Source organism: Nocardia aurantiaca, from assembly GCF_009708175.1.
Classification (GTDB): Bacteria; Actinomycetota; Actinomycetes; order Mycobacteriales; family Mycobacteriaceae; genus Nocardia; species Nocardia aurantiaca.
Genome location: NZ_WMBB01000020.1, coordinates 1 through 12446, shown reverse-complemented (window position 1 = coordinate 12446; position 12446 = coordinate 1). Strand labels below are relative to the sequence as shown.

The following is a 12446-nucleotide window of genomic DNA, read 5'->3' as shown; positions in this document are numbered from 1 at the left end:
AATCGGCTGACCGTGTGTGGAAGGTGGAAAGTTTTTCGTGTCTTACCTGCTCTATGACTTCCTGGAGCCGTTGATGGGTCCGGCCGCGGCCGAGTACTGGGCGACGATCTTCGTCATCGGACCGCTGTAATAGCGACGCGGTAACCCTGAGGTTGTGACGCCCGTCATCCATGCGGGGGCGGGCAGTCCAGTCGTGTCGGACTGGCTATGAAGTGGCCTGAAAGCGCCGCCTAGAATCGGGATGTTCGATTCCGAGCGATCCGATTGGCCCACATGACTCAGGAGTTTGCCGTGACCACGCCCGACACCACCCCGACCATCGGTACCGCCCGCGTCAAGCGCGGCATGGCCGAGATGCTGAAGGGCGGTGTGATCATGGATGTCGTCACGCCGGAGCAGGCCAAGATCGCCGAGGACGCGGGCGCGGTGGCGGTCATGGCGCTGGAACGGGTCCCGGCCGACATTCGCGCCCAGGGTGGCGTGTCCCGCATGTCGGATCCGGACATGATCGACGGCATCATCAGCGCCGTCTCCATCCCGGTCATGGCAAAGGCCCGCATCGGCCACTTCGTCGAGGCGCAGATCCTGCAGTCGTTGGGTGTCGACTACATCGACGAGTCCGAGGTGCTGACCCCGGCCGACTACTCCAACCACATCGACAAGTTCGCCTTCACCGTCCCGTTCGTGTGCGGCGCGACCAACCTGGGCGAGGCGCTGCGCCGAATCACCGAGGGCGCGGCCATGATCCGCTCCAAGGGTGAGGCCGGCACCGGCGACGTCTCCAACGCCACCACCCACATGCGCAAGATCCGCGACGAGATCCGCCGCCTGACCTCGCTGCCGAAGGACGAGCTGTACGTCGCCGCCAAGGAGCTGCAGGCCCCCTACGAGCTGGTCGCCGAGGTCGCAGAGACCGGCAAGCTGCCGGTCGTGCTGTTCACCGCCGGTGGCATCGCCACCCCGGCCGACGCCGCCATGATGATGCAGCTCGGCGCCGAGGGCGTGTTCGTCGGCTCCGGCATCTTCAAGTCCGGCAATCCGGCCCAGCGCGCCGCCGCCATCGTCAAGGCCACCACCTTCCACGACGATCCCGATGTGCTGGCGAAGATTTCGCGCGGCCTGGGTGAGGCCATGGTCGGCATCAATGTCGAGGAGATCCCGCAGCCGCACCGTCTCGCCGAGCGCGGCTGGTGATGCCCGCCGGGTGCGACCGGTAATCGGCTCGGCCGCAGTCTGATTCACACCGCCGGGTGGTCCTGTGACCGCTCGGCGGTCTTCACTGTGTGCGAGGGGTTTCGGCCCCAGCGGGATTGCCCGACCGGGTGCTGGATGTCAAGGATTCGCATGTGCGGCACGCGGAGCCTTCTGATGGTGCTGCTACGACCTGCCGCACCGCGACGATCGCGCCACCGATCTCGGTCCCGTCGGCCCCAGTTCTCATGAGAGTCGTTGACAGCAAAGGCGGTTCGCTGACCTGAAAGCCGAAGCTCGCCCTCGATTCCGACCACCGGTGCCGGGTCGCGCTAACCGACGCGGATGGCCGGCCGGTCGGGGTGATCCCAGGCGACCAGGATGTCGAAGTCTTCCGCCTGCTCCCGCTGGAATGCGAGGATCCCGTCGACCGTGAACATCTCGGCCGCGTCGGTCCGCCGCCGCAGCGCGCCCTCCGACATGCGCAGGCCGATGGTCAGATCGAGGCGCAGACCGCGTCCCAGGAGCATGGGCCCGGCGAGGAACAGCACCGTTCTGTCGGCAGCGGCGCGGATTCGGGCGCGGGCGGAGCGATCGGCGCGTTCATCCCAGAGGGCGGGAAGGTAGCGGCCCGTGTCCCGGAGCGGTTCGAGAACTTCGCGATTCACCGCGGCATAGTCGAACCAGCCTGTGCGGTAAGTGAATTCGCTGTCGCGGTCGTATTCGAGCCGGACCGAGGCGGGACGGACGAAATCGTGCAGGGACACCACCTCGGAGGGGCGACCCTGGGCGCGGAGCCGTTCGGACGCCGCGCGTGCGATGCGCAGCGGGTCGGCCGCGTCCGCGCCGTCCACCCCGATCACCGCGTAACCGGGCAGTGCCATGGCCCGGTCGGCGACCAGGTCGAGCAGGGCGTCGGGGGTGATGGCGGTGAAGTCGGGCACGGGACCATCATCGTGGAGGTCTCGTGCCCGGTCACTTCGGGTCAGCGATATTCGGCCGGGCGGGGCTGCCGCCGAGCAGAACCGGCACCGCCACGACCACGGCCGCTCGGCCTGATCACCGGCGCCGGAGCGGAGGGGTGATCTCGGCGACCACCTCGGCGTACCAGCGGAAGAGCCGAATCGGCGGCAGGGGAGCGGCATTCAACTCCGCCCAGCACTCGGCGACCGCGGCCCGCGCGCGCACCCCGATCCAGGGCCGGGGGAGCAGCTCGGGCGGCAACAGCGGATCCGGTGTGACCACGCGCTCGAACTCGGTCGCCAAGGCGATTGCCAGAGAGAGCTGTTCGGTGGGATCGGCCACGCGCAAGGCCCGGATGGCATGCTCGGCGGCCGCCAGCAGCCGTTCGTGCCCGGCGGCGATCCGGTCCAGTGGCCACAGTCGCGTCGCGAGCTCGCGCCCGCCGGTGATTCCCCCCACCGACAACTCGGTCGTCGCCAGCGTGGTGAGCTGCCCGTCGATGCCGAGTGTGTGTGCCGCCGAACGGATTCGGTCCTCCCACGCATGCGGCGACACGTACAGTCCGCCCTGGATCGGCGCGCCACCGTGGTACACGATGGTCTCGCGCATGGCGTCCCGCGCCTGCCGATTGGTCTCCGGCACCGCGAACGCCGCCAGGTGCCAAACTCCGTCCCACCGGACCTCCCCGCGATCCTGGGCGAAGGCGAACCGCAGATACTCCAGGTCGGGTTCGATCGTCCCGCGCGTGTCATCGGTGGCGCGCAGCACCGCCTTGCGTCCCCGGCCCTCATGCGTGAATCGCCCCTCGGCCACCAGCCGTTTGATGCACAGCCGTACCTGCTGATCGCTCATGCCCAGCGTGGCCGCGACATCGTAGAGCTCGCCGGCGTCGATGGTGGCGTCCTCGCGGACCATGCTCTCCACGAGCGTCCGGGTCGAAATCTCGGTGGCGGGAATCAGATCCTCCACGGTCACACCACCCGCTCCCTTTCGATCGCGGCCATCGGGCCGGCGCTGCCGGAGGCACGGACCAGATCTTCGAAGAACCGCCTGGGAGCGATCACCGCCTCTGGCGGATGCGTGCCCGGCCGTTCGCACTGCCGCCGATGACCTGGGACATGCCCAGCGCCACAGGGATCCGGGCGGCCCGCGCCATGCCGCCGAGGAGCTTACCGGTCGGGTCCTCGTCGCCGCCTGACCGGTCGGCATGGGCGAGCCCACGTATTCGTGCCCGTTGAGCAGCGCTGCCTGGCGGGTCGATAGCGCCAGTGCGGCAACACGACCCGTGGCGGTGCGGATCCCGCGCCTCCATGTGGCCAACCTATCAGAACAGTACGATCGTCGAATCAACGATAGGTTTGCTGGGTTGTTAGCCTGAGCGGGACAACCGGGAAGGGACGGTGCATGGCGACGATCGAAGAGGCGCTCGAAATAGAGCAACTCGAACGCGACATCTTCCGTGGCGCGTCCACCAAGACGCAGCTGCCGCGCACATTCGGTGGGCAGGTGGCCGGGCAGGCGCTGGTAGCGGCCGTGCGCACGGTGGATCCGCACTATCAGGTGCATTCGCTCCACGGGTATTTCCTGCGGCCGGGCAATCCGGAGCGACCCACCGTCTACCAGGTGGACCGAATTCGGGACGGCCGTTCGTTCTGCACCCGCCGGGTCACCGGCGTGCAGAACGGCGAGGCCATCTTCACCATGTCGGCCTCCTTCCACGTCGGTGACGAGGGGCCGGAGCATCAGGACAGGATGCCGTCGGTGCCGCCGCCGTCGGAGCTGCCCGACGCCAAGGAGACCATGAGCCCGGAACGGCTGTGGGCCATGCGCGAATGGGAGCACTGGGACATCCGCACCGTCCCGCAGGAGGATGTGGACCGCCGCGACGGCCTCGTCGCCCAGCAGCAGGTGTGGTTCCGCTATCGGCACCCGCTGCCCGACGATCCGCTGTTCCACGTCTGCACCCTGGCCTACATGAGCGATATGACGCTGCTCGGCTCGTCGAAGGTCATCCACCCCGACGAGCCCACCCAGAACGCCTCGCTCGACCACGCCATGTGGTTCCTGCGCCCGTTCCTGGCCGACGACTGGCTGCTCTACGACCAGCAGTCGCCCTCCGCAGGCGCGGGCCGCGCGCTGACCGGCGGGCGCATCTGGAATCAGGCCGGGGAGCTGGTGGCCGTGGTCATGCAGGAGGGTTTGATCCGCACCTTCCAGGACGCGCAAGCGGTGTCCTACCCGGCCGGAACCGCCTGAGTCGCAGTCGAATCGAGCGCGCCGCCGGTGAATTCGGCGGCGCGCCAATACATTCGGAATCGGTCAGGAGGTTTGCACGCGCAGGTGGCGCACCACGGTGTCGGACATCCTGCGCGGCACCCGCTCCAGCTCGGTCGCTGCGGTGGCTGGGCAGCACGCGGTTCCAGCCGGCGGACGGCTCGACCTCGGCGATCACCACCACCTTGCGCCGGCCGGTGAAATGGTCGGCGACATAGCGCGCCACCGGGCCGCCCACTGTCGAATCGCCGTCCTCGAGCAGAACGAGGCGCATATTCGGATGCCAGGCCTCCCACTCCTTGGTGAAGACCGTGATGTTCTCGCCCGCGCGGATGCCGTGGAGATTGAGCACGATGATCCCGGGACGGCCGGACTCGGGTTCACGCCACCACACGGCCCGGGCGAGGTGTGCGGTAGCACATCGGTCACATTCGGGAGTGTTCACCGCACATGCCTCGTGGACACTCGTCCTGACCGAACCCTGACGCCCTGGGTGAGCAGGGCCACACACCCCGCAAACGTATGCTCGACGTCGTGAAACCGACGATTGGTGTGCTGGCGCTGCAGGGCGATGTGCGTGAACACCTGCATGCTCTCGAGGCGTGCGGGGCGGATGTGGTGCCCGTGCGCCGCGAATCCGAGTTGGCCGCCATCGACGGTCTGATACTGCCCGGCGGGGAGTCCACCGCCATCAGCAGACTGCTGGAAGTCTTCGATCTGCTGGAACCGGTCCGGCAGCGGCTGCGTGACGGCCTGCCCGCCTACGGGTCCTGCGCCGGCATGATCCTGCTCGCCTCCGAGGTGCTCGATACGCGCCCGGACATGCAGCCGCTGCACGGCATCGATATGACCGTGCGCCGCAATGCCTTCGGACGACAGGTCGACTCCTTCGAGACCGACTTGGACTTCGCGGGCCTCGACGACGGCCCGGTCCGCGCCGTGTTCATCCGCGCCCCCTGGGTCGAGCGGGCGGGCGACGGCGTCGAGGTCCTGGCCCGGGTGCCCGCGGGCCCGGCCGCCGGGCGCATTGTCGCGGTGCGTCAGGGCAATGTCATGGCGACCTCCTTCCATCCGGAGGTAACCGGCGATCTGCGGGTGCACAGGCTGTTCGTCGACACCGTGGTGCGACCGCGCGTCGGAGTCTGACGTACTCTCGAATGTCGGAAACCACTCGAGAATCACTCGAGCCCCCGGAAACGAGGAAGTAGGGAATGAGCGGCCATTCAAAATGGGCCACCACCAAGCACAAGAAGGCTGCCCTCGACGCCAAGCGCGGCAAGCTGTTCGCCAAGCTGATCAAGAATATCGAGGTCGCGGCGCGCACCGGTGGTGGTGACCCGGATGGCAACCCGACGCTCTACGACGCCATCCAGAAGGCCAAGAAGAACTCGGTGCCGCAGGACAACATCGAGCGGGCCCGTAAGCGCGGTGGCGGCGAAGAAGCCGGTGGTGCCGACTGGCAGACCATCATGTACGAGGGCTACGGCCCCAGCGGTGTCGCCGTGTTGATCGAATGCCTCACCGACAACCGCAACCGCGCGGCGGGCGAGGTCCGCGTCGCGGTCACCCGCAACGGCGGCACCATGGCCGACCCGGGCTCGGTGTCCTACCTGTTCTCCCGCAAGGGCGTGGTGACGCTGGACAAGGCCGGTCAGAGCGAGGACGACGTCCTCATGGCCGTGCTGGACGCGGGCGCCGAAGAGGTCAACGACCTGGGCGAGGAGTTCGAGATCATCTCCGAGCCGGGTGACCTGATCGCGGTCCGCAGCGCGCTGCAAGAAGCCGGCATCGACTACATTTCGGCCGAATCCGGCTTCCAGCCGTCGGTCTCCGTCCCCGCCGACGCCGACCTCGCCCGCAAGGTGTTCAAGCTGGTCGACGCTCTCGAGGACTGCGACGACGTGCAGAACGTCTTCACCAACATCGACGTCTCCGACGAGGTGCTGGCCGAGCTCGACGCCTGACCGAGCTCCGATCACGCGGGCCGCCTCCCGAACCGGGAGGCGGCCCGCGTCGTACGTTCGGGTTCCGCCGATGCCCGGTGCGAGAATTTCGGCATGCCCGAATTGCGCGCCGTTCGTGGCGATATCACCGAACAAGATGTGGATGCCATAGTGAACGCGGCGAACTCCTCCCTGCTCGGCGGCGGGGGAGTGGACGGGGCGATCCACCGCAAGGGCGGACCCGAGATCCTCGCCGCCTGTCGCGCCCTGCGGGCGTCCCGCTACGGCCGCGGCCTGCCGACCGGGCAGGCGGTCGCCACCACCGCCGGAAACCTCTCTGCCCGCTGGGTGATTCATACCGTCGGCCCCGTGTGGTCGGCGACCGAGGACCGTGCCGCCCTGCTGGCCTCGTGCTACCGCGAATCATTGCGTGTCGCCGACGAACTGGGTGCGGGGATCGTGGCGTTCCCCGCCGTCTCCACGGGTGTGTACGGCTGGCCCATGGACGACGGCGCGCGCATCGCCGTCGAGACCGTGCGCCGCGCCGAAACCCGGGTGCGGGAGGTGCGGTTCGTGCTCTTCTCCGAGGAGGCCCTGCGAACCTACGCCGCGGCACTCGCAGCGGATCGGGGGGTCTGAACCCGCGAATTCCGGGTTTACCCCGATGCGCGCCAAACCTCCTGTGCGACAAGCTGAATCCCGGGTCGGGTCACAGTCGATAGGAGTTGATTCACACATGGCTCAACGGTTGCTGGTCGGTCTGGGCGCTGCGGCCCTGATCACCGCCGCGGCTGGTGCACTGGCCCCGGCGGCCTTCGCCAAGGATCTGGCCGAGGGGGTGTCCTGCAGCGAGCACAGCTGCCGCAACGACACCGACGACATCTACCGGATCCAGGCGCGGGTACTCTGCTCGGGATTCGATGGCGCGCACGAGATCTCGGTCTGGGTGAACAGCCACTCCACCGAGGAGGTGCAGGCCGGGTGCACCGGGCGATGGGTGTCCGGGGGGATGCGTCCCGGAACGCCCTCGATGAACTCCGACGGCACCTGGAGCACGCCGCCGATGGTGACCGAGCCGGACACGTATGAGCCCAGCTATCTGAGGGGTATCGAGTACCTCAGCGCCGTGGTCGACAACAGCGGCCGGGCGCGGCCCGCCCCCGCGCCCAGCGGTTCCTGATCCGCGGATCACCCGAGCCCGCACCGGGACCGCCCGTGTCGATGGACCATGTCGCCGCGAGGGTCCGTTAGACTCTCGAACAGTTGTTCGTTCGCGGTGAGAGGGGTTTCGGTGCGGGTGATGGGCGTCGACCCCGGGCTCACCCGGTGCGGGCTCAGCATGGTCGTGGGCGGCACGGGTCGGCAGCTTTCCATGCTCCAGGTCGACGTGGTGCGGACGCCGCCGGAAATGGAACTGGCGCAACGACTTCTGCGCGTCGCCGACGCCGCCGAAGCCTGGATGGACACCCACGAGCCGGAAGTCGTGGCCATCGAACGCGTCTTCTCCCAGCACAATGTGCGCACCGCCATGGCCACCGCGCAGGCGGGCGGCGTCATCGCCCTGGCCGCCGCGCGACGCCAGATCCCGGTGCACTTCCACACTCCGTCTCAGGTGAAGGCGGCGGTCACCGGCAACGGTTCGGCGGACAAGGCGCAAGTGACCGCCATGGTGACCCGTATCCTCGGGCTGGCTGTCGCGCCCAAGCCCGCCGACGCCGCGGACGCGCTCGCCCTGGCCATCTGCCACTGCTGGCGTGCGCCCATGCTGGAACGCATGGCCAAGGCGGAGGCGATGGCGGAGCGGCAGCGGCGCATGTACGAGGAAAGGCTTGCCCAGCAACGGAAGGCGGTAATTCGGTGATCGCGTCGGTACGCGGCGAGGTGCTCGAGATCGGGCTCGACCATGTGGTCATCGAGGCCGCGGGGGTCGGCTACCGGCTCAATGCCACTCCGGCCACCCTGGCCGGGCTCACTCGCGGCGAGGACGCCCGGCTCTACACGACCATGATCGTGCGCGAGGACTCCATGACCCTGTTCGGCTTCGCCGACACCGAGGCGCGGGAGCTGTTCGGACTGTTGCAGACCGTATCCGGCGTCGGCCCGAAGCTGGCCATGGCGGTGCTGGCGGTGCTGGAGCCTGAGGCGCTGCGCAAGGCGCTCGCGGAATCGAATGTGGCGGCGCTGACCCGGGTGCCGGGCATCGGCAAACGCGGGGCCGAGCGGATGGTGGTCGAGCTGCGGGACAAGGTGAATCTGGTTCCGGTGCAGTCCGGCCCGCCCGGATCCGGGCCCGCGCCCATGACCACCCCGGTGCGCGAGCAGGTGGTGGACGCGCTCATCGGGCTGGGTTTCCCGGCGCGGCAGGCCGAGGGCGCGGTGGACGCGGTGCTGGCCGACGAACCGGGCATCGGCACCTCGCAGGCGCTGCGCACGGCGCTCGGGCTGCTGGGCAAGAATCGATAGGCCGCCATGACCGACGAGTTCGACGAGATCGACGACACCGAATCCGCTGTCAACGCAAGCTATCTGCACTCCGACGGCGAGATCGAGGCCAGCCTGCGCCCGAAGTCCCTCGATGACTTCATCGGGCAGCCGCGGGTACGCGAACAGCTGGCGCTGGTGCTGCGCGGGGCGAAACTGCGCGGCGGTACCCCGGACCACGTCCTGCTGTCGGGCCCGCCGGGTCTGGGCAAGACGAGTATGGCCATGATCATCGCCGGAGAGCTGGGCACCGCATTGCGGCTCACGTCCGGCCCCGCGCTGGAACGCGCCGGCGACCTGGCCGCCATGCTGAGCAATCTGGTCGAGGGCGACGTGTTGTTCATCGACGAGATCCACCGTATGGCCCGGCCCGCCGAGGAAATGCTGTACCTCGCGATGGAGGACTTCCGCGTGGACGTTGTGGTCGGGAAAGGCCCTGGCGCGACGTCGATTCCGCTGGACATCGCCCCGTTCACGCTGGTCGGCGCGACAACTCGCTCCGGCGCGCTGACGGGGCCGCTGCGTGACAGGTTCGGCTTCACCGGCCATATGGACTTCTACGAACCTGAGGAGCTGCAGCAGATCCTGGAACGCTCGGCCCGAATCCTGGGGGTGCGCTTGGAGTCCGACGCGGCGGCCGAAATCGCCGGACGCTCCCGCGGCACGCCCCGTATCGCGAACCGGCTGCTCCGCCGCGTGCGCGACTACGCCGAGGTCAAGGCCGACGGCCTGGTCACGCGCGAAATCGCCGGTGCCGCACTGGCGGTGTACGACGTGGACGCGCTGGGCCTGGACCGCCTCGATCGCGCGGTGCTGAGCGCGCTGATCCGCAGCTTCAACGGCGGCCCGGTCGGTGTCTCGACCCTCGCCGTGGCGGTCGGCGAGGAAGCGGCGACGGTCGAGGAGGTGTGTGAACCCTTCCTGGTGCGAGCCGGTCTGGTAGCGCGGACACCCCGCGGCCGCATCGCCACCGCGGCCGCGTGGGAACACCTCGGCCTGGTCCCGCCCACCGATCTGGTTTTCGGATCGATCGAAGTGCGGCGTCACGAGCCGCAAATGGATCTGTTCGAGCCGTGAACCGTTCACCGGTGCGAACTTCCACCGTGAAAGGAAGCGCGCCGCTCACCGTTTTCCGCTGAGTGGCGCGCTTCTCTCGGTGCTTCAGTCGACCGTGAGGACGAGTTTGCCGACGGTACGGCCGGTCTCGCCGAGAGCGTGGGCCTTGGCGGCGTCGGCGAGCGGGAAGGTGCCCGCGATGGTGGGGCGCAGCGCGCCGGATTCGGCGAGTTCGCGCAGTGCGTCCATACCGGTGTGATCGGCCTCGACGAGGAGGATCTCGGCGCGCACGCCCAGCTTCTCGGCGTCGGCCTTGTAGTGGTCACCGCCGTTGGCGCGCAGGGAGACCAGGATCCCGCCGGGCCGCAGCGTGCGCAGGGAACGCTGGGCATGGTCGGCGTCGATCGGGTCGAGGACCATATCGACATCGCGAACCGTTTCGGCGAAATCGGTGGTGCGGTAGTCGAGTGCCTCGTCGACGCCGATGCCGCGCAGGAATTCGTGATTGGCGGCGCTGGCGGTGCCGATCACGTACGCGCCGAGCGCCTTGGCGATCTGCACCGCGAAATGCCCGACGCCACCGGCGGCCGCGTGGATCAGAACCCGTTGCCCGGCCCGCGCATTCGCGGTGTCGACCAGTGCCTGGTAGGCGGTCAGGGCGGCCAGTGGGATCGCGGCGGCCTGCGCGTGGTCGAGGTTGGCGGGCTTGCGGGCGAAGGCCCGGGCGGGCCCGGTGACGTATTCGGCGGCCGCGCCGTGTCCGTGCGGGTAGGGGAGCATGCCGAACACCTCGTCGCCGGGCTTGAACAGGGTGACGCCGATGCCGGTCGCCACCACCTCTCCGGAGACGTCCCAGCCCAGCACGAACGGAGGCGGGGGCAGGAACAGGCCGGCGCGGCGGCGGTGGCCCCAGTCGGTCGGGTTCAGGGCGGTGGCGCGCACCCGCACCAGGATCTCGCTCGGACCGGGCTGCGGCACCGGAAGTTCCACTTCGTGCAGGACTTCGGGACCGCCGAGCGTGTCCTGGCCGATGGCCTTCATGGTGGTGGGAATGGTGATGTCATTCTCGCTCATGCCTCTCAGCTTGCCGCCGGAAGAGCCGGGAGAAAATGGCACGATTGCCATTATTCGATAGGATTGCGCCATGTACTCGGAGGTTGCTCGGCCGCATCGCGTCGTCGTCCTGGCCCTCGACGGGGTGTATCCGTTCGAACTCGGCATCCCGAATCGGGTGTTCGGGACGGCCGACGGACGGTACGAGGTAGTCACCTGCTCGCTCGACGGGCGGCCGGTGCGCAGTAGCTCCGACTTCGATATCGCGCTGGCACACGATGCGAGCGCGCTGGAAACCGCGGACACCGTGGTGATTCCGCCGTGCGAGGTTGTGACCATTCTGAAAGACGGGCTCCCGCAGGCTGTTTCGGATGCACTGGCCGTGATCCGGCCGGGAGCGCGGCTGGTGTCCATCTGCACGGGCGCGATCGTGGTGGCAGCGGCGGGCCTGCTCGACGATCGCCCCGCCACCACGCACTGGAACTTCGCCGAGCGGTTCGGCCGGGCCTATCCGAAGGTGCGGGTCGATCCGAACGTCCTGTACGTCGACGATGGCGACATCCTGACCTCGGCGGGCGCCACTGCCGGAGTCGACCTGTGCCTGCACCTGATTCGCAACGACCATGGCAGCGAAGTCGCCAATATGGTGGCCCGGCGCTGCGTGGTCCCGCCATGGCGAGAAGGCGGCCAGGCCCAATTCATCGAGCAGCCGGTCCCGCCCCCGGCCGCCGCGGGGACGGCTGCGGCCCGCCAGTGGGCACTGGAGAATCTGCACCAGCCCGTGACCATGGCCGATCTCGCCGATCGGGCGCGAATGAGCGGCCGCACCTTCGCGCGGCGCTTCCGCGACGAGGTCGGCATGAGCCCGGGCCGATGGCTGATCCAGCAGCGGGTATTCCGCGCCCGCGAACTTCTGGAGACCACGGACCTCTCCGTGGATCGGATCGCCGGTGAGGTGGGATTCGCCACCGGAGCCTCCTTGCGGCAGCACCTGCACGAGGCCATCGGTGTCTCACCGCTGGCCTATCGGCGCACTTTCCGGACCGGGAGCGCGGTGGTCGGTGCGGCGAGCCACTGAGCTCCCTGCAGCTCGCGCACATGCCGATCCATAGCGGCTGCGCCGCCGTGGGCCGTCACCGTCTGGTGGATCCGGTGATAACCCTCCGAGCGACAGGCCCGATGGCAACGGCGCGGCAGATCTCCGAACGGGCCTCGGATTTCGATGGGCGCCGCTGGCGCGAACCGGGTGCCGCTGGTTCGGGCGACACGTGATGGTGTGCTCTTGGCGGGACACCGTGGCAGTCGAGGATCTCCGTGCCGTCGCCCGCCTTCGGGCGGGAGGGGACGTCAGAGATTGTCGGCGAGCACTTCACCGGTGGGCGGGTCGCGGCTCGCTGCTGCCTTCGAGTGAGTCGTGCCCTGGGCGCGACTGCGGTCCCGTCTCGGCCGATTGCGCTGTGCCGCTGAAGAAGTCGCGGTAGACGC

General features: G+C 68.7%; 13 protein-coding genes. 10 read left to right on the top strand and 3 right to left on the bottom strand.

All coding sequences use genetic code 11. The features are described from left to right. The first annotated feature begins 273 nt into the window (after positions 1-273). The gene (gene pdxS, locus GLP40_RS30890; protein ID WP_154791550.1) at positions 274-1194 is read left to right on the top strand and encodes a pyridoxal 5'-phosphate synthase lyase subunit PdxS; all 921 of its coding nucleotides are present in this window, start codon (positions 274-276) and stop codon (positions 1192-1194) included. Positions 1195-1523: 329 nt separating this feature from the next. Here the strand turns inward: pdxS and GLP40_RS30885 are convergent, their stop codons facing one another. Continuing rightward, positions 1524-2135, bottom strand: coding sequence for a nucleoside/nucleotide kinase family protein (locus tag GLP40_RS30885; protein WP_328290850.1), 612 nt, complete (start codon positions 2133-2135; stop codon positions 1524-1526). Positions 2136-2250: 115 nt separating this feature from the next. Beyond that, positions 2251-3069: a PaaX family transcriptional regulator C-terminal domain-containing protein gene (locus GLP40_RS30880; protein WP_154791609.1), complete on the bottom strand. Its 819-nt coding sequence runs from the start codon at positions 3067-3069 to the stop codon at positions 2251-2253. 489 nt (positions 3070-3558) lie between these two features. Between GLP40_RS30880 and GLP40_RS30875 the strand changes: the two genes are divergently transcribed. From GLP40_RS30875 to ruvB, 8 genes are all read left to right on the top strand, one after another. Further along, positions 3559-4410, top strand: a complete 852-nt coding sequence (locus tag GLP40_RS30875; RefSeq protein ID WP_154791549.1) for an acyl-CoA thioesterase — start codon at positions 3559-3561, stop codon at positions 4408-4410. Between the two features lie 540 nt (positions 4411-4950). Then, a complete protein-coding gene (gene pdxT, locus GLP40_RS30870) occupies positions 4951-5574 on the top strand; it encodes a pyridoxal 5'-phosphate synthase glutaminase subunit PdxT (protein WP_154791548.1) in 624 nt (207 codons plus the stop codon). 65 nt (positions 5575-5639) lie between these two features. Next, entirely contained in the window at positions 5640-6392 is a 753-nt protein-coding gene (locus tag GLP40_RS30865) for a YebC/PmpR family DNA-binding transcriptional regulator (RefSeq protein WP_154791547.1), read from the top strand. A 93-nt stretch (positions 6393-6485) separates the two neighbouring features. After that, entirely contained in the window at positions 6486-7010 is a 525-nt protein-coding gene (locus GLP40_RS30860; protein WP_154791546.1) for an O-acetyl-ADP-ribose deacetylase, read from the top strand. Between the two features lie 97 nt (positions 7011-7107). After that, complete coding sequence (locus GLP40_RS30855) at positions 7108-7551, top strand: hypothetical protein (protein ID WP_154791545.1); 444 nt, start codon at positions 7108-7110, stop codon at positions 7549-7551. 111 nt (positions 7552-7662) lie between these two features. Next, positions 7663-8232 (top strand): crossover junction endodeoxyribonuclease RuvC, encoded by a 570-nt coding sequence (gene ruvC / locus GLP40_RS30850; protein ID WP_328290872.1) that lies wholly within the window; start codon positions 7663-7665, stop codon positions 8230-8232. Beyond that, complete coding sequence (gene ruvA / locus GLP40_RS30845) at positions 8229-8834, top strand: Holliday junction branch migration protein RuvA (RefSeq protein WP_328290848.1); 606 nt, start codon at positions 8229-8231, stop codon at positions 8832-8834. The genes ruvC and ruvA overlap by 4 nt, the downstream gene beginning before the upstream one ends. A gap of 6 nt (positions 8835-8840) precedes the next feature. Then, complete coding sequence (ruvB, locus tag GLP40_RS30840) at positions 8841-9929, top strand: Holliday junction branch migration DNA helicase RuvB (protein ID WP_154791543.1); 1089 nt, start codon at positions 8841-8843, stop codon at positions 9927-9929. Positions 9930-10013: 84 nt separating this feature from the next. On the opposite strand, the gene GLP40_RS30835 is transcribed toward ruvB, so the two are convergent. Further along, positions 10014-10982 (bottom strand): NADP-dependent oxidoreductase, encoded by a 969-nt coding sequence (locus GLP40_RS30835; RefSeq protein WP_230330106.1) that lies wholly within the window; start codon positions 10980-10982, stop codon positions 10014-10016. Positions 10983-11052: 70 nt separating this feature from the next. On the opposite strand from GLP40_RS30835, the gene GLP40_RS30830 reads away from it, so the two are divergent. Beyond that, positions 11053-12039 (top strand): GlxA family transcriptional regulator, encoded by a 987-nt coding sequence (locus GLP40_RS30830; RefSeq protein ID WP_154791542.1) that lies wholly within the window; start codon positions 11053-11055, stop codon positions 12037-12039. The last annotated feature ends 407 nt before the right edge of the window (positions 12040-12446 follow it).

Bases quoted from the DNA above. Each gene is read 5' to 3' on its own strand.
- pdxS (WP_154791550.1), top strand. From the start codon at position 274: ATGACTCAGGAGTTTGCCGTGACCACGCCCGACACCACCCCGACCATC.
- GLP40_RS30855 (WP_154791545.1), top strand. From the start codon at position 7,108: ATGGCTCAACGGTTGCTGGTCGGTCTGGGCGCTGCGGCCCTGATCACC.
- GLP40_RS30835 (WP_230330106.1), bottom strand. From the start codon at position 10,982: ATGAGCGAGAATGACATCACCATTCCCACCACCATGAAGGCCATCGGC.
- GLP40_RS30880 (WP_154791609.1), bottom strand. From the start codon at position 3,069: ATGGTCCGCGAGGACGCCACCATCGACGCCGGCGAGCTCTACGATGTC.
- ruvB (WP_154791543.1), top strand. From the start codon at position 8,841: ATGACCGACGAGTTCGACGAGATCGACGACACCGAATCCGCTGTCAAC.
- GLP40_RS30865 (WP_154791547.1), top strand. From the start codon at position 5,640: ATGAGCGGCCATTCAAAATGGGCCACCACCAAGCACAAGAAGGCTGCC.
- pdxT (WP_154791548.1), top strand. From the start codon at position 4,951: ATGCTCGACGTCGTGAAACCGACGATTGGTGTGCTGGCGCTGCAGGGC.
- GLP40_RS30830 (WP_154791542.1), top strand. From the start codon at position 11,053: ATGTACTCGGAGGTTGCTCGGCCGCATCGCGTCGTCGTCCTGGCCCTC.
- GLP40_RS30860 (WP_154791546.1), top strand. From the start codon at position 6,486: ATGCCCGAATTGCGCGCCGTTCGTGGCGATATCACCGAACAAGATGTG.
- GLP40_RS30875 (WP_154791549.1), top strand. From the start codon at position 3,559: ATGGCGACGATCGAAGAGGCGCTCGAAATAGAGCAACTCGAACGCGAC.